Source organism: Chryseobacterium sp. MMO-72 (genome assembly GCF_037146035.1).
GTDB lineage: Bacteria > Bacteroidota > Bacteroidia > Flavobacteriales > Weeksellaceae > Chryseobacterium > Chryseobacterium indicum.
This window is the reverse complement of the sequence record NZ_JBBCWG010000002.1, coordinates 120,146-138,501: the sequence shown is the minus strand read 5'-3', so window position 1 is coordinate 138,501 and position 18,356 is coordinate 120,146. Positions and strand designations below refer to the sequence as shown.

General features: G+C 36.0%; 16 protein-coding genes and 4 tRNA genes. 8 read left to right on the top strand and 12 right to left on the bottom strand.

Going from position 1 to position 18,356, the window contains the following annotated elements; all coding sequences use genetic code 11:
* Positions 1–39 precede the first annotated feature (39 nt).
* From WFH39_RS03135 to WFH39_RS03110, 6 genes are all read right to left on the bottom strand, one after another.
* Positions 40–1,905, bottom strand: coding sequence for a M56 family metallopeptidase (locus WFH39_RS03135; protein WP_336688776.1), 1,866 nt, complete (start codon positions 1,903–1,905; stop codon positions 40–42).
* A gap of 2 nt (positions 1,906–1,907) precedes the next feature.
* Entirely contained in the window at positions 1,908–2,273 is a 366-nt protein-coding gene (locus WFH39_RS03130) for a BlaI/MecI/CopY family transcriptional regulator (protein WP_076389915.1), read from the bottom strand.
* A gap of 241 nt (positions 2,274–2,514) precedes the next feature.
* A complete protein-coding gene (locus tag WFH39_RS03125; RefSeq protein ID WP_336688775.1) occupies positions 2,515–3,687 on the bottom strand; it encodes an ABC transporter permease in 1,173 nt (390 codons plus the stop codon).
* Complete coding sequence (locus tag WFH39_RS03120; RefSeq protein ID WP_336688774.1) at positions 3,684–4,850, bottom strand: ABC transporter permease; 1,167 nt, start codon at positions 4,848–4,850, stop codon at positions 3,684–3,686. Before WFH39_RS03120 ends, WFH39_RS03125 begins: the two co-directional genes overlap by 4 nt.
* A gap of 20 nt (positions 4,851–4,870) precedes the next feature.
* Positions 4,871–5,869, bottom strand: a complete 999-nt coding sequence (locus WFH39_RS03115) for an HlyD family secretion protein (RefSeq protein ID WP_087710540.1) — start codon at positions 5,867–5,869, stop codon at positions 4,871–4,873.
* A 5-nt stretch (positions 5,870–5,874) separates the two neighbouring features.
* On the bottom strand, positions 5,875–7,299 hold the full coding sequence (locus tag WFH39_RS03110; RefSeq protein WP_336688773.1) for a TolC family protein: 1,425 nt from the start codon (positions 7,297–7,299) through the stop codon (positions 5,875–5,877).
* A 232-nt stretch (positions 7,300–7,531) separates the two neighbouring features.
* On the opposite strand from WFH39_RS03110, the gene WFH39_RS03105 reads away from it, so the two are divergent.
* Positions 7,532–8,113 (top strand): hypothetical protein, encoded by a 582-nt coding sequence (locus tag WFH39_RS03105; RefSeq protein ID WP_336688772.1) that lies wholly within the window; start codon positions 7,532–7,534, stop codon positions 8,111–8,113.
* A 433-nt stretch (positions 8,114–8,546) separates the two neighbouring features.
* Positions 8,547–8,753: a DUF2945 domain-containing protein gene (locus WFH39_RS03100; protein WP_108409756.1), complete on the top strand. Its 207-nt coding sequence runs from the start codon at positions 8,547–8,549 to the stop codon at positions 8,751–8,753.
* Between the two features lie 69 nt (positions 8,754–8,822).
* Here WFH39_RS03100 and WFH39_RS03095 read toward each other — a convergent pair whose 3' ends face one another.
* The 5 genes from WFH39_RS03095 to WFH39_RS03075 form a co-directional block, all read right to left on the bottom strand.
* Positions 8,823–9,233, bottom strand: coding sequence for a hypothetical protein (locus WFH39_RS03095; RefSeq protein ID WP_336688771.1), 411 nt, complete (start codon positions 9,231–9,233; stop codon positions 8,823–8,825).
* A 116-nt stretch (positions 9,234–9,349) separates the two neighbouring features.
* Positions 9,350–9,422: transfer RNA gene (locus WFH39_RS03090), tRNA-Met, on the bottom strand.
* Between the two features lie 36 nt (positions 9,423–9,458).
* Positions 9,459–9,531, bottom strand: a tRNA-Met gene (locus tag WFH39_RS03085).
* Positions 9,532–9,567: 36 nt separating this feature from the next.
* Positions 9,568–9,640: transfer RNA gene (locus tag WFH39_RS03080), tRNA-Met, on the bottom strand.
* 38 nt (positions 9,641–9,678) lie between these two features.
* Positions 9,679–9,751, bottom strand: a tRNA-Met gene (locus WFH39_RS03075).
* A gap of 101 nt (positions 9,752–9,852) precedes the next feature.
* Between WFH39_RS03075 and WFH39_RS03070 the strand changes: the two genes are divergently transcribed.
* The 6 genes from WFH39_RS03070 to WFH39_RS03045 all read left to right on the top strand — a co-directional run bounded on the left by WFH39_RS03070 (position 9,853) and on the right by WFH39_RS03045 (position 17,241).
* Positions 9,853–10,464, top strand: coding sequence for an L-threonylcarbamoyladenylate synthase (locus WFH39_RS03070; RefSeq protein WP_214589979.1), 612 nt, complete (start codon positions 9,853–9,855; stop codon positions 10,462–10,464).
* A gap of 41 nt (positions 10,465–10,505) precedes the next feature.
* Positions 10,506–11,207 carry a CPBP family intramembrane glutamic endopeptidase gene (locus tag WFH39_RS03065; RefSeq protein ID WP_336688770.1) on the top strand — a complete coding sequence of 234 codons (702 nt, stop codon included), beginning with the start codon at positions 10,506–10,508 and terminating at the stop codon, positions 11,205–11,207.
* Between the two features lie 4 nt (positions 11,208–11,211).
* Positions 11,212–11,970, top strand: a complete 759-nt coding sequence (gene yaaA / locus WFH39_RS03060) for a peroxide stress protein YaaA (protein ID WP_336688769.1) — start codon at positions 11,212–11,214, stop codon at positions 11,968–11,970.
* Positions 11,971–11,981: 11 nt separating this feature from the next.
* Positions 11,982–13,124, top strand: coding sequence for a retropepsin-like aspartic protease (locus WFH39_RS03055; protein WP_336688768.1), 1,143 nt, complete (start codon positions 11,982–11,984; stop codon positions 13,122–13,124).
* An 11-nt stretch (positions 13,125–13,135) separates the two neighbouring features.
* Entirely contained in the window at positions 13,136–13,987 is an 852-nt protein-coding gene (gene prmC, locus WFH39_RS03050; protein WP_336688767.1) for a peptide chain release factor N(5)-glutamine methyltransferase, read from the top strand.
* A 755-nt stretch (positions 13,988–14,742) separates the two neighbouring features.
* A complete protein-coding gene (locus tag WFH39_RS03045; RefSeq protein WP_336688766.1) occupies positions 14,743–17,241 on the top strand; it encodes a pectate lyase family protein in 2,499 nt (832 codons plus the stop codon).
* Between the two features lie 453 nt (positions 17,242–17,694).
* On the opposite strand, the gene WFH39_RS03040 is transcribed toward WFH39_RS03045, so the two are convergent.
* Positions 17,695–18,348 (bottom strand): rhomboid family intramembrane serine protease, encoded by a 654-nt coding sequence (locus WFH39_RS03040; protein WP_336688765.1) that lies wholly within the window; start codon positions 18,346–18,348, stop codon positions 17,695–17,697.
* Positions 18,349–18,356 lie beyond the last annotated feature (8 nt).

Below are 18,356 nucleotides of genomic sequence, written 5' to 3'. Positions count from 1 at the left end.
CTGTTATTTTGAAATAATCAGCAGAGTTTAAGAACTTGATTATTTAGTCTGAATTCGAATTTCGCCCTGCATTTTTCCGTCTATGTTTCTTTTGTTTACATCCATTCTTTTAATGGTTTTAGAATCCAGAGCCTGCATTTCTTCATTGGTAGATTCTTTTCCGTTAATATAGATCTTCATATCTCCCGCTCCGTTTAGATTTTTGATGCCCGAAGCAACAACAGATTGATTTTTATTATCGATTTTAATATTGTCTGCATGGATTCTGAACACTTTTTCATCCGGGAAACCTCTGAAAGTATTGCCATAAATGTATACTTTTCTGTTTCCGTCCAATGCTCTTCGTTCTGCTTCCAGTTTAGCTCTTTCGCCCTCTAATTTGGCTCTTTTTTCTTCCAGCTTTGCTCTTTCTTTCTCAAGTTTCGCTCTTTTTTTAGCCATTGCCGCAGATTCTTTTACTTTTGGTTCGGAAAAATTGAAGCTGTTTTCAAATTCCGGCGACCATTTCATATCTCTGGAATCACGGAAAGAGTATACTTTTACTTTTGGCGCGTTTGGCGCTTTCGGTGCATTGGGCGGACTTGGAGGAGCATCGGAAAATTCAAAACTCATTTCTGGAATATCAGGAATTTCAATATTAAGTTCTTCCAGATCTTTCATTTGATCTTTCCATTCTTTGGATTTAAAATAATCGTTGATATTAACATCTTTTCCGTCCATTCGGATCACCATTGCCGATTTCAGAAAATCTTTTGAGCTTGCAATTTTTCCGATTTCTCCGGATAGTTTTCCGATTTCTTCGAGGTTTTTATTGTACTCGTCACTTTCAGGTTTTAAACTTTTCAGATTCTGGCTTTTTTCCTGAATCTTTTTGCTTAAATCTGCTATTTTTTTGTCGTCTTCCGATTTTTTATACACTTTTGGTGTTACGACAATTCGATCTTTTGAATCTGGAGTAATCGTATCTTTTTTAATAACAATTTTATCTCCTTTTTTAATCTGAGAAACCGCTTTCTCAATTTCTATATTCGTTGCTTTAATTTCCTGGTTTTTAGCATTTACCAAATAAGCAAACGCAACAGAAAATACTACCGGCAATGCAAAAATTCTACGCGCATACCCGAATTTGGTTTTAGGTTTTTGTAACATTTTTAATCGTTTTTTTAGATTTGAACTAAGAAACGGACTGGTTGCAGGCAACTGGTTTCCGGAAAAGTGGCTTGCTAAAAGCATCTGCGCAAATGCTTTCGTGTCCGATTGTTTTACGGCTTTTTTATCAGCCAGATATTCGTGAATTAAACTAATTTCTTTTTTGATGAGATGAAAAAAAGGATTGAACCAGAAAACAGAGGTAATAATCTCAATAAAAATTTTATCGAAGGAGTGTTTCTGTTCAATATGCACCATTTCGTGCTTCAAAATCTGTTTTCCGAGATCAGAATTCAGCGTGATGGAATTCTTCCAGAAAAGATTTTTAAAGTAAGAAAAAGGAGCTTCGGATAAGTTTGTATGGTAAAAATTGATCCCGTCGAAACTTTCTTTCTGAAACTGACTTTTAAGCTTTTGGATTCTGAAAATCCCGTAGACGAATCTTCCTAAAAAATAGAAAGAAACAAGTCCCAAAGCCGAAAAAATAATTCTAAAATAAATGTAATCATTGTTTGAGTTTTTAATTGTATTAAAATTCTGTACCTGATCTATCAACTTATACAAGTCATTGCTTACTTCAATGGTAAAGTCTTCGACCTTTATTAAAGGAAGCAATAAAGAAATGAGCATCGCAGACAAAAGATAAAATCTGTTGTAGTGATGAAACGTCTTGTCTTTTAAAGACAACTGATAATACAGAAACGTTACACCGGAACATAAAATAACTTTTCCGAAATAGAGAAGTACAGTTTCCATGGTTAGTTTTTCTTTTTAAGTTCGTTTAATAACATCTCAAGATCTTCCACCGTCATTTCATTTTTTTCGACCAGAAAAGAAACGGCACTTTTGTAAGATCCTTTGAAATAATTTTTCACCAGACTTTTAATGGTTTTTCCGGAATACTGCTCCTTGGAAACCAACGGAAAATACTCATGCTGTCTTCCGTATACATTATAGTCTACAAATTCTTTTTCTTTCAGTACTTTTAAAATGGTAGAAACGGTATTGGTGTGAGGCTTCGGTTCAGGGAAAAGATCAAGAACGTCTTTCAGAAATCCTTTTTCCAGTTTCCATAAATACTGCATCACCTGTTCTTCTGCTTTTGTTAAAGTCTGAATTTTCATATCCTTTTCATTTTTATCATTAAATGTGACATAAAAATATTCACGAAAATTTTATATCACTAAGAAATTAGTTATACAAATGTAGAAATAAAATCCATCCAAACAACTATTTTTTTAGTGATAAAAGATTAAAACACACAACTATTTGATAATCAAATAAATAAATTTTACTAAAATTTGTTAAAGAAATTTTGGAAGGATTATTTGCCTGGTTTTAAAAATCCTCAGACCATCATAAAGATCACTCCTGTCTTTTATTTTCTGGTACTGATGATCTGACTAAATATTTTATTCTCAGAATCAGAAGACCTTCAAAAATGATCCATAAAATAATAAGATGAATGACCGACGGAAGATTATCTGACAGAGAACCTCCGGATTGTACAATAGAAATAAAGGTCTTTAAAAACGGCGACGTGGGCAAAGCATCAGACAAAAACTGAACAAATTTCGGCAGCGCCTGATACGGCATTGAATATCCCGTAATCAGAAATATCGGATAAGAGGAAAATACAAGAACCTGAAATGCAAATAGTTTGGTCTTAAAAAAGCTTCCGATCAGCATTCCGAAAACGATAATTGTAGAAATAAATAACGCAAAAATTACCGCAAGATCAATGGCGTTTCCGCGAATTTCAACTCCGAAAACAGAGAAATTCACTACAGCGAAAAACAATCCGAAAATCATAAAAGCAAAAAAGTAAAGGATGCTTTTGCCAAAAATGATTTTAGAAATGCTCTGTTTTGAAATTTCATAAAGATTCAGCAGTTTATTTTCTTCCCTTTCTGAAGTAAAAGCCGCCGCAACGCCAATCAGAAGTGTCTGCTGAAGAATAATCGCCAATAAACCGGGCAACAGGAATCCTCCATACGTCATACTCGCATTGTAAAGCGGACGGTAATCCATATTGATGGGATTGGTCATTTTCATGGATTCGTCTTCTCCCATTCCCTGTTTGTTAAAGTACGTTTTCCTCACTCCTGCTCCAACCGTTAAACATACTTTGGTCGCAGTGCTGAGTAAATCGCTGGAAGGTAAAAAACGGGAAGCATTGAGAACCATATTCACATTTGCCTGTTTCTGCGATAAAATATTTCTCTCGAATCCAGACTGAATATAAAAATATCCCTGAACTTCACCCCGATACATTTTTTCCTGTCCTTCCGCAATATTTGAAGCCGGAACAATTTCAATCATAGAAGTGGAATTGAACTGCTGCGTCAATGTTCTGGAAATGGCAGTTCCGTCATCATCAATTAACGCCAGTTTTACCTTTTCTTCACCTTTGTTTAAATAAATACTTCCATACATGAATGCGTACAGAATCGGAGCGAGAAGCAAAATCAGAAACAGACTCGAATCTTTCGAAACATTCCGAAGCTCTCTTTTAAATATCTCAATAATCTCCTTCATATGCTCTTTTCTTTAAGATAGTTATTAATTTTTCTCTGAAAAAACACAATGCTTAAAGGAAATGTTACTCCGGTAAAAATCAGCAGTTTAAAAATCTCAGGCATGGCATACGATAAAGGAAGTTCCATGAAATAAAGCTTAATAAAACCATCCAGAAAGTGTGTGTAAGGCATAATGTCTGCATAAAACTGATCGTACCAAGGCATCGCCCATCGCGGAAATGTAAAACCGCTGAAAACAAAAGCCGGAGAAGTAAAGAACAAAGCCACATCGGTTACGAAAAGCAGATTATTGGATATTGCAGAAAGCATCATTCCGATGCCGATGCAGGCTAAAGACATTAAAGTATAGATCAGGAAAAAATTGAAATCGGTCTGCGGTTTTCCTAGTTCAAAAACTGGAAATACAATGTAAGCAACCAATACAAAAAGAATCCATGAAATGCAAAGATGAGCAAGTGTTTTTCCGACTACGATCTGTGAGGAAGAAGCGGAAATTTTTAACAGCTCATCAATCGTATTTCGTTTAAATTCAAGATTTAAAATTAAAACAGAAGCCACGACCAAAGCCATTTGAAGCCCAACCGTAATCAGTCCGGGTGTTAAATACATCTGATAATTAAAATCCGGATTATAAAGTGTTGTGGTATTCAGTTTTATCGGCTGAACCAAAGCTGTTGCCTGTTCAGCAGGCATTCCCTGCTTTTCTGCTTTCTGGAGAACTACGGCAAGACCGCCTTTTATAATGACTTCTGCGGCTCCTTTATAAATCATTTTTGCAGGAACCAGATACGCTCCGTTGGTATACAAAGTAATGTTTGACTGATGATTTTTTTTAACATCCGACTCCAGATTTTTAGGAAAATGTACAGCTCCGAAAATCTTTCCCTCTTTCATTAATTTTTCTATTTCCGCATTGCTGGAAACCTTTTCTGTAATATGAATTAGATCGCTGTGATCCATCATATCCGAAAGCTGTCTGGAAACAGAAGACTGGTCTTCATCCCAAACTGCCATCGGAAGTTCTTTTGCAAACTGCTTCTGGTAAATTAATCCGTAAAAAAGAAATATTATGGGCGGAATGACCAGTAAAACCACATAAAAATTCGGAATCGAAAAAATCCGTTTCCATTCCCGAATGATAATCTGGCTGATTGTTTTCAAGGTTCTTCTTGTGAATTAAATTATTGAAAAATAAGCTGTGCCGTCATTCCTGAACGAAGTCCTTTAATGGAACCTGCGTTTTCCGGTCTTACTTTGATCTGAAACGTTCTGAGTTCAAATTCTCCGTTCTGCTTTTCCGGAACCCAGTCTGCGTAGCCTAAAGCCGGAGCCAGTTCTGCCACTCTTCCCTGAACTTTTTCAGGCGTACAGCCGGGAATTTTCATGGTTACCAGACTTCCTTTATTTATTTTCGTCATCTGATTCTGGCGAAGATTAAATTTCACGAAAAAAGACTGATCTTTCTGAATCGTCATCATCGGATACCCCGCATTTACCATTTCTCCTTTTTTGGCAATTACCGTAGAAATTATTCCGGAAGCGGGTGCTTTTATAGAAGCATTGTCTTTGATCTCCTGCGTAAGTTCATCCGCGCTTTTTGCCTGATTTAAAACCGACTGTGCCGAGTTTTTAAGCTCTTCATTGTTTCCTCTTTTCAAAAGCTGAACATTCAGATTGGCGGTTTCCAGTTCTTTCTGGGCTGCTTTGTATTTGAAATAAATAACGTCGCGTTCCTGTCCGGAAACTACTCCTTCAGCATATAAATTCTGAAAACGGCTGTACGTTTTAGACATCAGATCCATCTGCTGTTGTGCAATCTGCTGTAAATTCTCGGCTGATTTCAATACTTCCGGTTCTACTCCACGATTCACTTTATCCAGTTGATTCTGTGCAATTTTCACCGCTTCTGAAACCTGAGACTGTATGCTTTCGATCTCGGAGGTTTTCATCTGGGCAATAATCTGTCCTTCCTTTACATCATCGCCTTCCTTTACCAAAAGCTCCAAAACTCTACCCGGAAGTGAAGCCGAAACGTCCACAAATTCAGCGTCTACCATTCCTATAACCGCATCTTTGCTGCTGCTTTCGGAAGATTTGTTCTGAAGAAGATAAATCAGCGCGATGACCAATACAACAATTGGAATACATACTGCCCAGTAATTTTTTATAAAATTTTTCATCTTGTTTAAGGAATGTAATTGGTAATATTTTCGACGTTTCCTGTAATATAAAAATAGGTTGCTACCACCGTCTGATAAGCAACCAAAGACGTGTAATACAATTTCTCTGCCTCATACTGAAGCTGCAGTGCATCGTTTACATCTTTCACGGAAGAAAGGCTGTTTTCCATTCTTTTTTTCACCATTTCTGTAGTGGTATATGCCTGTTTTCTCGCAAGATCCAATGTTTCTTTCTGCTCTTTGAAGCTGATGAGCTTGTTTTCAGAAATTCTGACGGCGAGATCCACCGATTTCTGTTTCTGATCTATTAACAGATCTGCCTCTTTTACCAAAGATTCAGAAGCCTGATTTCTGGATCTTCTTTCAGGATCAAAAAGAGTCCACTGAACTTCTACGCCCACCAACCACGGCGGCGTGATTAAAGGAAGATCATTTCTGAAAAACTGGTAATTTCCGATGGCAAAAATATTGGGTTTAGACAGAGATTTCGTAATATCGTTCGTGGTTTGTGCTTCTTTTTTCTTACTCTGCAATAATTTCAGATCGGTATTTTTATCTGAGGAACCAAAACTGGTCACTTCTATATTTTCATTTAATTCTTCGTTAATTTCCAAAGATTCATCAAGAGGAATTCCCATAAGATCTTTTAAAGTCAGTAACGTATTTTCCTTTTCAAGCCGTAAATTTTTAAGAGTAGTTTCGCCCTGAATTTTGGCAATATCTGACCAGTTTTTAAGATAAGGCGGGATGATCTCTGCTTTAAGAAGATTCTGCGCATACTTTTCATTGCTTTCAAGAGCTTCTGCCATTTTCTCCTGCTTTTTGATCATGGAATTAAGATACATGATCTGAATATAGTTCAGCGAAATATTGTAAGAATTAAGATTCTGAATAGATTCCAGATTGGCTTTTCCGCTTTCCACCTGCTGTTTCGAAAGTTCTCTCGAAGCATTCAGTTTTCCTCCGAGATAAATCGGCTGTCTTACAAGTATTCCGGCAAGAAAATAACTCTGTTTGGCAATAGCCGGATTGTAATTGGGATAAACCGCACTGATGATATCTTTTGAAGTCTGATAAATAACATTCTGAACCTGCTGCGGAAGCGGATTTCCTGTGATCTGCTGATAAGCCGCATTGGCAGAATAGGCACTCTGACTGGCTGAACCTTCTACAATTCCGTCTTTTACCTGCTGAAGATTTACTCTGATGGGTTCTCCGATGTAGTTATATCCGCCAAGAAAATCGACTTTGGGAAGAATATTGTTTTTGCTCGACTGTGCTATTTTCTGCCTTGTTTCCAAAGACTGTTCTGCCAGTTTTACAGCGACATTATTCTGTTTTCCTTTTTCTATGCATTGCTGCAAAGTAAGCTGCTGGCAGAATAATTTTGTGGTACATAATAAAGTAAAAGCAATAATCTTATGATTCATAGCCTTAAAATGTGATTTTAGTATCGTGTGTTGTTCCCTTAAAGATATTAAAAATATATAAGAATTTGGGGGAATCATTGTAAAAAATGACTTTCATAAAAAGTTTAAAAACATCATTTTAACAATAATGAACCACTTACGTTATAAAATTGTTAATTTTTATTAAATAAATTTAAAATGTATTTGTTTAAACTGAGAAATTATATTTATTTTAGTGCTTTAAAAATTTCTCATGAAAAGATATAATTTATTAATTGTACTATTATTACTTATTTTTAACATTACTACCGCTCAAAAGAAAGGTTCTCCGGCAGCAGATTTCAGCGCAGTAGGCGAAGCTAAAAACAAAATCGAAAATACAGTTCCTTTAGTTATTAAACATTTAAAAGAGGTCAGTGAAAAAGAAAACAATCCGAACATTCTTTCTAACGGCAAAACCGCTCTGGCAAAAGAATACGGAAAGGTAGAGCTTGAATGGAAACTGTACAGAGGAAATATGAACAACTGCATTCTGAACAATTCTTCCAAAAAAGCGAAGAAATGCATGGAATACCACAATAATATGTTCAGAGGCACTTTAATTAACTACAACAACTACATCACTAATCTTACAAGAAAGAACGGATATCTTGGAGTGGACGGTGATACAAAATTTGAATTTAACCCTTCTGAAATCACCACAAAACTAAGCGAGTCTTTCTTTAACGGGAATGATGCAGCTAACAGAATGCAAGGAAATCAGAAGAAAGATTTTATCGGGCAGACAATGGCTGATGATAATGCTCTTAAGCCTTTCAATCAGCTAGCGCAATAATTTATTTTTTTTAATTAAATGATACGAGATCCTGCTTTTTTAAGCGGGATTTTTTATTTATAAATCTACAATCCAAAGTTTTAGGTTCGGAGGTAAATTTTAATTTAAATAAATCACATGGGTTTTTATTTGATTGGCATTCAGCATACAAGAACATATTAGTTTTGAAAGCTCTGACTTTTATTCATTTTAAAATTTGAGATATTTTAATTTAACACATAAGTCACATTAGTTTTATTTGATCGGCATCAGCATAGAAGAACACATTAGTTTTGAAAATCTTTGATTTTCTCTTATGTGATCTTTATTTTAAAATAACTCACAAAACTTATGTGACTTATATGTTTTAAATAATCGCAGCCAAATCTTTCGTATAAACTTTAAAATATGGCATAATAAGTGAATTGTACATCACAACCAAATCCAAACAAAAATGAGCACATTAAAAAAAGGAGACATGGTGAGATGGAATTCCAGCAACGGAGAAACTCACGGAAAGATTACAAAAATTCATAAAAAAGACTTTGTATTCATGGATAAGCAGAGAAGAGCGACAGAGGATGAGCCACAATATGAAGTCATGAGCGAAAAAACAGGAAAATCAGCCGTACACAAAGCTTCTTCCCTGAAAAAAATGTAAAAAAATAAGCGGTTTCAAAAGTATAGTATTGCCTTAACTTTGAAACCGCCTTAAAATTTTTATAGTAGATTATTTTATTTTATCGTAAATAAATTTAGTAACAATAGCTCCGAAAAGATAATAAGCCACCGTCATTACTTTCTTTTGAGTATTTTCAGCTACAGGATTTTCATCCAGACCCATCTTTTGCGGAAGCGTAATGGCTACGATTCCCATTGCCAATCCTGAAGCGATATTAAACCCTGTAGTAGCAGTGGTTGCATAATACATTCCGTTGCCGATAATATCTCCGGCTAAGGTTGCAGCATACAGCTTATCATGATCTGTAATTTCTGCATCAGCTTTCACCAAAGTTTTATTTAAAGCTTCTTCTCCCACTTTATTAATTTCTGGGACATTATCAAAATTTTTCCTGATGGTTTCGTGCAGAAGGTTCAATGCGATTGCTCCGCCCAAACCTGCGAGAATTTTTTTATACATAATATAATGATTTAAGTGTATCACAATACCTGCACAAATTAAGCCACAAAAGCATTTGCCGGCTCACATAAATGAAAAAGAGTATCGCAAAAATCTGCAATACTCTTTTGAAATAGTAGCGGGAACCGGACTCGAACCGATGACCTTCGGGTTATGAGCCCGACGAGCTACCTACTGCTCCATCCCGCGGTATATTTTCTGAACGCTACCGAAGCGTTATCTTAGTAGCGGGGACACGACTCGAACGTGCGACCTTCGGGTTATGAGCCCGACGAGCTACCTACTGCTCCACCCCGCGGTGTATTTTTAGAGTGTTACCGAAACACTTTCTTAGTAGCGGGAACCGGACTCGAACCGATGACCTTCGGGTTATGAGCCCGACGAGCTACCTACTGCTCCATCCCGCGGTATATTTTAAAAACGTTACCGACAAACGTTTACTTAGTAGCGGGAACCGGACTCGAACCGATGACCTTCGGGTTATGAGCCCGACGAGCTACCTACTGCTCCATCCCGCGATATTGGACTGCAAATATACGAATTATTTTTAAAACTCCTAATTTTTCTTTTAAATAAAGGACTTTCATGAAAACTATTTTAATATTCGTATCTTTGAGGTATGGCAAAAATACTGAAAATTTATCCGGATAACCCTCAGGAAAACCTTATTAATGAGGTTATTAAAACTTTAAACAATGGTGGATTAATTATTTATCCATCCGATACGGTCTATGCGTTAGGCTGTAATATTTTCGACATAAAAGCCATGGAAAAGCTTGCCCAGATCAAAAAAATAAAGCTCGAAAAGTCAAAATTCTCCATTATTTGTAATGATTTAAGCCATCTTTCAGATTTTACAAGACCGATAGATACGTCAACTTTCAGATTTCTGAAAAGCCATCTTCCGGGACCTTTTACCTTTATTCTTGAAGCTAATAAAAGTCTGCCGCTCGCTTACAAAGGACATAAAACCATCGGAATCCGTGTTCCTGATCATCCGATTCCACAATTAATTGTTGAAAAACTGGGACATCCCATAGCTTCCACTTCCATAAAAGATGACGATGAAATCATCGAATATTCTACCGATCCGGAACTAATTGCCGAAAAATACGATCATTTAGTTGATATAGTGATAGATTCCGGTTATGGAGATAATATGGCTTCCACAATTGTAGACCTTACTTCGGGAGAACCTGAAATTATCCGTCAGGGAAAAGGAGATATTTAACATAAAAAGTAGACGTTAAATGATGACTGAAGGTTTTTAGTATGAGTCTGAACGGAAAATATTCCTTAGGAATTCTTCTTACATTTGTTTTGCTCGCCGCGGTAATGCTGTATATTTTTCATCTTATTTCAATGATAACAGGAGAAAAAAACTTTACTGCGACTTCATTTTTGTATTCCAGAATGGTACTCTGGATGGTTTTGGCAATTACTTTTCTGTACAGTTTCCTGATCGAAAAACAATCTTTTCTGCTGTGGAAAGACAAAAACTATTCTTTCCTATTTTATCTGAAAAAAATACTCCGTCTTTATTTAATTTGTGCCGTTGGTGGCGCTTTTTTAAATCTTTTCATCAAAATCATCACCCACGAAAACTCAGGTGATAAAATTGCGCAGCTTTCTTTTGTTTTTAAAAACAATTATCCATTGATCGTCTTTACCTGCTTAACGGCGGGAGTTGTGGAAGAATTTCTTATGCGCGGTTATATGCAGCCGAGAATTGAAAAGATTTATAAAAATCAATACGCAGGCATTGCAGTTTCCGCTTTTCTTTTCGGAATTCTTCATATGACCTATGGCACGATAAGTCAGGTAATCATTCCTTTCTTCATCGGAGTTGTTTTTGCAATGTTTTATAAAAAATATTCCAACATTAAGATTTTAATCATGTGTCATTTTATGTACGATTTTGTATCGCTGATGATCATGAATTTTATCAATTTTAAACATTTATCTGTCTTTTAACATTATGAAAATAGTAACATCCCCTGCCAAATTAATGAATGTGGAAAATTCAACTGACCTGTTGAAAGCCACTACGCCTAAATTCATTGAACAGTCAGAATTTATACACTCTTATCTAAAACAAAAATCGCCGAAATATCTTTCTGAACTGATGGAAATTTCTGCCAAATTAGCAGACGAAAACTGGGAAAGAAACCAAAAATGGAAAGCAAAACCTTCCGCAAAAGAATCTGCTCCTGCTCTATTTGCCTTTACAGGAGAGGTTTACAGAGGTTTGGATGCCAAAACATTAGACAAAGATGCAGTAGATTATCTTCAGAAAAACCAGAGAATCCTTTCCGGACTATACGGATTGCTGAAACCTTCGGATAAAGTGATGCTTTACAGACTGGAAATGGGAAGACCTTTTGAATTTGATGAATATAAAAATCTTTACGAATTCTGGAGAGAAAAGATAACGGAACAGTTGAATTCTGAAATGAAAAAGAATGAAATCCTCCTGAATCTTGCAAGCAATGAATATTTTAAAGCAGTCGACCGTAAAAAACTCAACCATCAAATTATCGATTTCGATTTTTACGAATTAAAAGAAGGAAAACTGAAAACCATTGTGGTTTACACCAAACACGCACGAGGTCTGGTTGCAAGATTTTGCGCACAGACGAACGCACAGACTTTGGATGATGTAAAAGCTTTCAATTATGAAGGCTATCTCATTAATGAAGAAAAATCGACTGAAAACAAACTGGTTTTTGTAAGATAAACACTGAAATGATGAAAAAAATTTTTCTCCTCTCATCGCTCTTTTTAACAATCATCTGTTGTTATTCTCAACAGTCAGAAATTAATTCAATTCCTTTTTCTCTGGAAAAGCAGCTGCTTACATTTTCGGGAAAAGTGAATGGAAAAACAATAGAATTTGCGCTCGATACGGGAGCGGCTGTTTCCGTAACCAATTCTATCAATAATAAAACTGCCGGAGTAGAAATTCTGGATGCCAATAAAACCATCAACGATTCCAGCAACAAAAAGATAAAGATTAAAAGCACAAAAATAGAATCGCTTTCCATAGGAAATTTTGAAGTAAAAAACCTAAAAGGAGTTACGTTTGATATGCCTTTCTTGTACTGCACCAATCTGCTGCTTCTGGGACAGGATTTCATCAAAAAATTCAACTGGAAAATAGATTTTACAAAAAAGCTGATTTATATTTCAGAAAAACCATTTCCGACGGATCAGTCTTACCAAAAATGGGCGGTTTACTATCACAGCAACAGACCTTTGATCGATTTTACCATCCGAAACAAAACCTTCAGGAACTGTCTTTTAGATACCGGATTTTCAGGTGTAATGGAAATTAATTCTAAAGATACAGACATCATGAATACTATTTTTGATGAAAAAAAATCTAAAAATCAAGCCGATGAATTCATTTCTACAAATATGGGACTAAGCGGTCTGGGAAATCCCGAATCTTACAGCACCTTTTTTGTTGATGAAATAAAACTGGATCAGACTGTAATCCGTCAATTGCCTGTTACCATCAATAAAGCAAAAGAATCCAAAATCGGAATTACCTTTTTCAGCCAGTATTCAGATGTTTTAATCATGAATTTTAACGAAAATGCTTTCTACTTAAAACAGTCCGGAAAACCATTGCTTCCTAAAAAACAAATGGATGCCAAAGCTTTTTTCATCGACGGTAAGCTCACTGTAATTTCAAAAAACATGAACGAAAATTCTACGGCAAAAAACGTACAGATCGGAGATCACATCAAATCGATCAATGGTAAAAATGCATCAGAATTTACGGAATGCGAGCTGTTGCAATGGGCATATTTCAGCAAAGAAGATTATATTCTGGAAAAAGAAAACGGCGAAAAAATTGAGATTAAAAGCAGCAGCCATTTAAAATAATTGTCTAAAAAATGACCATTTCAGAACTAAAAAATTACTTCAAAACAGAACTTTCCGCTTTATATACAGACTCGGAATCTGCATTTCTGAGTTCAGTATTCATCGAAAAAATTGTTGGGTTTGATACATTTCAGCAGCGAAAATCTGCGGATCAGAAATTATTAAAAGCTGATGAAAAAAGGCTTCTTGAAGTTATTTCCGAACTAAAAACTTCAAAACCTTATCAGCACATTCTAGGTGAAACAGATTTCTACGGAATGACATTTTTCGTGAATGAAAACGTATTAATTCCCCGTCCTGAAACGGAAGAGCTGCTGGAATTGGCAATAAAAAAGATTAAAAGTTCAGCTTTTGATGCTCAAAATTTAAAAATTCTGGACATCGGAACAGGAAGTGGGATCATTCCGCTGGTTTTAAAAAAACATTTTCCGCAGGCAGAAGTTACTTCCATCGATTTTTCTGAAAAAGCACTGGAAGTTGCCAGAAAAAATGCAGCATTTCATCAGCTTGATGTCAGATTCATCCATGCGAATTATCTGAATTTCGATTTAAAAGAAAGCTTTGATGTTATCATTTCAAATCCGCCTTATATCGCAATCGATGAAGAACAGGAAATAGAGCATTCCGTAAAAGGTTTTGAACCGACCATGGCACTCTTCTCTCCTACTTCCGATGCATTGATTTTTTACAGAAAAATTGCTGAAGATGCTAAAAAATACCTGAATAAAAACGGACTGTTATTTTTAGAAATCAACCAGAAATTAGGACCAGAAACACTGGATTTATATATTGTTGATTTTGAAGAGGCTTGTTTAATCAAAGATTTATCGGAAAATGACCGGTTTGTTTTTGGGAGGAAGTAAATATGAATGGTCGATGACTATTTAAAGAAAACTCTATGGAGTTTTATCTGTGTGGAGATCATATTCGGGCGATGATTGGCGTTCCGTAGGAACGCTATCTTTAGAACATTTGCAGATTTAAAAAAGCAAAATTCTTTACCTTAAGCAATCAAAACTTAACGTGAGTACGATGTAAAACATTACAAAAACATTAATAGGAATGAACTTTAGCCTATTTAAAATTAATAAGACAATTGGCTTTAGCTAAAACTGATGTTGATTCTGATTTGAAAACTTTACATAGAATCAAAGACTAACGCAACTCACGGATACAATAGTTTAATGATCATTTCATTTTCAATCTTATCATACTGAACTCACATTAATTAATTTATAAAAATTCATCTGATCATTGGTCGCTTTTGCGCTTAAATAAAAACTTTAAACAGATTGATCTTTTAAGATTATCCTCATACAGAAATTTTTCATAAAACTTCGACTAGATTTAAATAATCTCCTTTCAGTTTTTTGTAACAAAATAACTTTTCAGCGTTTATATTAATTTATTGGCAATCCGAAATCAGGAAATTTTCTTGGGTTATACGATTAAGTTATTTTCAACATATTGCGGCAATCCCTTAATAATAAAGCGTTTCAAAACTTTTTTCAAACAAATTTCACAACAAAAAGATTTAATTTAAATATTTCTATATATTTGCGTGTAATCGATTACACATTATTAAATTAATTCCAAAATCATTAAAAATTTATTAATCATGAAAAAACTTTTTTCATTTTTTATTCTTGTGCTGGGCTCTGTTCTGCTGAATGCACAGGTTACGATTACGCAGGCAAGAGGATGGCTGGAAACTGCTTATGTAAAATGGAATCCCGTAAACGGAGCCAACAGTTACAGAGTCTATTACACAGGCGGCGGCTTTACCAACAAAATAATTGATAATCAGTTAATCAGAAATTACGGTTCTTATTTCCGTGCAGATATTTTAGGATTAAGTCCCGGAAACTACACCATAAAAGTTGCTCCTGTAACGAATAATGTTGAAGGAGCTGCCACTGTTTCGGGTTCGGTTACCGTTCTTCCTCATGACAGAAACGGCTTTGCACACAGTAACGGAAGAATTCCCGGTGCTTACAATCTGGACGGAACTTTAAAAGCCAATGCCGTTGTTCTTTATATAACTCAAAATAATAAAAATACAGTTTCGCTTAATGTAACGGGAGCAACAGCGAATCCATGTGTTGGTTTGCAGACGATTCTGGATGGTTTTAAAAAGGGATATGACACACGTCCTCTCGCCATCAGATTTATAGGAAACATCACCGATCCCAGTTATCTGCTAAACGGAGATGCAGTTGTAGAAAACAAAAATATTGCAGCAAGCTCCATCACACTGGAAGGAGTCGGTTCAGATGCTCTCATCAACGGATGGGGAATCAGGATTAAAAATGCCACCAATATTGAAGTCCGGAATCTTGGTTTTATGCTGACTGATGCTGCGGAAGGAGACAATCTGAGTTTACAGCAGGACAATAGTTATATCTGGGCGCATAACTGCGATCTTTTCTACGGGAAACCGGGAAGTGATGCAGATCAGGTGAAAGGCGACGGTGCTCTGGATGCAAAAAAGTCAACCTACATTACTTTTTCCTACAATCATTTCTGGGATAACGGAAAGAGCTGTCTTCTGGGTTTAAGCGAAGGAACAACTTCGGGATTGTATATTACTTATCACCACAACTGGTTTGATCATTCAGATTCCAGACATCCCAGAGTGAGGTATTATTCTGCGCATGTTTACAACAATTATTATGACGGAAATTCTAAATACGGAATAGGTTCTACATTGGGTTCTTCAGTTTTTGCAGAAGGAAATTATTTCAGAAATGCCAAATATCCGATTCTGATCTCCAAGCAGGGAACCGATGTTGCCAACGGAGCGGTGGGAACATTTTCAGGAGAAAACGGAGGCGTTGTAAAAGCTTTTAATAATTTTATGACGGGACAGACTGCTTTCATTCCTTACAATTCTTCCACAGCAGCAAGCCATTTTGATGCTTATGTGGCTTCCTCGAGAAATGAAGTTTTAGGAACGGCTATTAAAGCGTTACAGGGAAACGGAACGTATAATAATTTCGATACCGACAACTCACTGTACGTTAAAACTCTTGTTCCGGAGGCTCCAGCCGTGGCAAAGGATAAAGTAACGCAATATTCAGGAAGAGTTTCCGGAGGAGATATTAACTGGACTTTCAATAACGCGGTTGATGATACTTCCGATACAGTAAACACAGGATTGATGGCTTTGCTGCAAAATTATACGTCTTCGCTTGTATCGGTGCAGGGAGAAACTGCCGCTCCGGTAAGCTCACAGACTTTAACGATTGCCTCCAATAATGATCAGACCGTAGCTTCGGGAAGCGCAATAGCTCCGATGGTATTTACATGGGGAGGAACAGCAACGGATGCTACCGTAACGGGACTTCCGGCTTCGGGAATCAGCTTTGTTAAAAATACTACGGCAAAAACAATTACTGTTTCCGGAACACCGACTGCGGATCTGGATTTTACGGTAACCACAGTCGGTTCTGCAGGAACTCCGGTTTCAGGAACAGGCAGCATTTCGATTACGCCAACAGGAACCAATCCGCAGGGAAATGAAATTCACAATTTCACAACATCCAATTTAACGAGTTCGTTCTATACCTTTACATCTGCAAATATGAATTCTACAGATGGTTCTGCAACGTATAACGGATTAACTTTAACGAAGAGATTAAAAATAGAATCTGCAACGGCAATTACATATACAACTTCTGCCCCGTCTTCGCTTACACTTGTGTTTGATCCTTCTTTCAGCGGAACAATTAAGGTGGATAATGTTTCTTATACCGCTTCTTCAGGACTGGTTACCCTTTCAAATATTCCGGCAGGTTCACATTCCATCACCAAAGGGAGTGTGGCAAATTTATTCTACATTAAAACAGAATATGTTTCGGCAGCCATTTTAGCCGCAAAAGAAAGCAAAGGATCGGATAAGTTAGCCATTTATCCCAATCCTGTTGAAAATTATTTCACCGTTTTAACTTCAGATACGGTGGAAGGGATTACCATTATTAATGACGGAGGTAAAATTATTAAATCTATAAAAGGAAATATTAAAAATGTTGATGTAAGTGAACTGATCAACGGAATTTACTTCGTTCAGATCAAAACCAATAAGGAAACCATACATCAGAAAATTATTAAAAAATAAATAAAATCAGGTCATTAACATTCTGTTGAGCCGTCTCATTTCTGGGACGGCTTTTTATTTTGAATGTAAATCACTTCTGAAATGATACAAGGCTTAATCTGCACTGAAACGAACGATTTATTATTGAAGTAGTTTAAAGAAATTCAAGTCTAAAACACTCGCCATCCAAGAAAAAAGACTGAATATCCAGTCTGTTGATGTCAAAATTGAGTCTTTCATACTTTTATTGAGATTGGTTTTTATTAAGTTTAAGCTAAAGAGACTTAGTTTTTAATGGCAAAATAAACTATAAACTATAAACTATAAACTATAAACTATAAACTATAAACTATAAACTATAAACTATAAACTTATAAACTATAATCAATTAAAAGATTTTATCTGTCTTGAGCTTCAATAAAAAAGCAATGAACCATATAATTCATTGCTTTTAAATTTATCTGTAAGGAATCTTTATCCTATTCTTTTCTTCACAAAAATCTCATAGCCCAGGTAAATTAAAGGAAGCGACATGATTCCAAGATACATTGAGTTTTCAATCGCCGCTTGTGGCTGATTGGCAACTGCATAAACAAGCCCGAAAAATGCTCCTCCTAAATGCGCGGCATGACCTATATTGTCGTTATAATTGGGATTCAGCATCATATAAACAGAATAGCTGAAATACACAAGCCCAAATATATATCCCGGAATTCCGATCGGAATGAAAAACATATAGATTTCTAAATGCGGAATCAGGGCAATGGATGCGAACAAAATTCCCGAAACTCCTCCACTTGCGCCAATGGCGGAATACCAAGGCTGTCTCTGGTAAACAAATAGAGAAAACATATTTCCCAGCAGGATTGATCCGAAATAAATGATCAGAAAACCCAGATTTCCAAATCCCTGAATAACAACCGGACCAAAAAAATACAAGGTGAGCATATTAAAGACCAGATGCATAATATCGGCATGCAGAAATCCTGAAGAAAGCAAACGGATATATTCTTTCCTGTTTAATATGGCGCCTACACTGAATTTGTATTTCTCAAAGTTGGCACTTCCCATGGGAGCAGCAAAACTTATTACTGCGGTTATGATGATGATTGCTATTAAAATATTCATTTTCTCAA

What these genes read in the sequence shown, in the direction of transcription:
- WFH39_RS03135 (WP_336688776.1), bottom strand. Translation starts at nt 1,905, where the DNA reads ATGGAAACTGTACTTCTCTATTTCGGAAAAGTTATTTTATGTTCCGGT.
- WFH39_RS03130 (WP_076389915.1), bottom strand. Translation starts at nt 2,273, where the DNA reads ATGAAAATTCAGACTTTAACAAAAGCAGAAGAACAGGTGATGCAGTAT.
- WFH39_RS03125 (WP_336688775.1), bottom strand. Translation starts at nt 3,687, where the DNA reads ATGAAGGAGATTATTGAGATATTTAAAAGAGAGCTTCGGAATGTTTCG.
- WFH39_RS03115 (WP_087710540.1), bottom strand. Translation starts at nt 5,869, where the DNA reads ATGAAAAATTTTATAAAAAATTACTGGGCAGTATGTATTCCAATTGTT.
- WFH39_RS03110 (WP_336688773.1), bottom strand. Translation starts at nt 7,299, where the DNA reads ATGAATCATAAGATTATTGCTTTTACTTTATTATGTACCACAAAATTA.
- WFH39_RS03105 (WP_336688772.1), top strand. Translation starts at nt 7,532, where the DNA reads ATGAAAAGATATAATTTATTAATTGTACTATTATTACTTATTTTTAAC.
- WFH39_RS03100 (WP_108409756.1), top strand. Translation starts at nt 8,547, where the DNA reads ATGAGCACATTAAAAAAAGGAGACATGGTGAGATGGAATTCCAGCAAC.
- WFH39_RS03095 (WP_336688771.1), bottom strand. Translation starts at nt 9,233, where the DNA reads ATGTATAAAAAAATTCTCGCAGGTTTGGGCGGAGCAATCGCATTGAAC.
- WFH39_RS03070 (WP_214589979.1), top strand. Translation starts at nt 9,853, where the DNA reads ATGGCAAAAATACTGAAAATTTATCCGGATAACCCTCAGGAAAACCTT.
- WFH39_RS03065 (WP_336688770.1), top strand. Translation starts at nt 10,506, where the DNA reads ATGAGTCTGAACGGAAAATATTCCTTAGGAATTCTTCTTACATTTGTT.
- yaaA (WP_336688769.1), top strand. Translation starts at nt 11,212, where the DNA reads ATGAAAATAGTAACATCCCCTGCCAAATTAATGAATGTGGAAAATTCA.
- WFH39_RS03055 (WP_336688768.1), top strand. Translation starts at nt 11,982, where the DNA reads ATGAAAAAAATTTTTCTCCTCTCATCGCTCTTTTTAACAATCATCTGT.
- prmC (WP_336688767.1), top strand. Translation starts at nt 13,136, where the DNA reads ATGACCATTTCAGAACTAAAAAATTACTTCAAAACAGAACTTTCCGCT.
- WFH39_RS03045 (WP_336688766.1), top strand. Translation starts at nt 14,743, where the DNA reads ATGAAAAAACTTTTTTCATTTTTTATTCTTGTGCTGGGCTCTGTTCTG.
- WFH39_RS03040 (WP_336688765.1), bottom strand. Translation starts at nt 18,348, where the DNA reads ATGAATATTTTAATAGCAATCATCATCATAACCGCAGTAATAAGTTTT.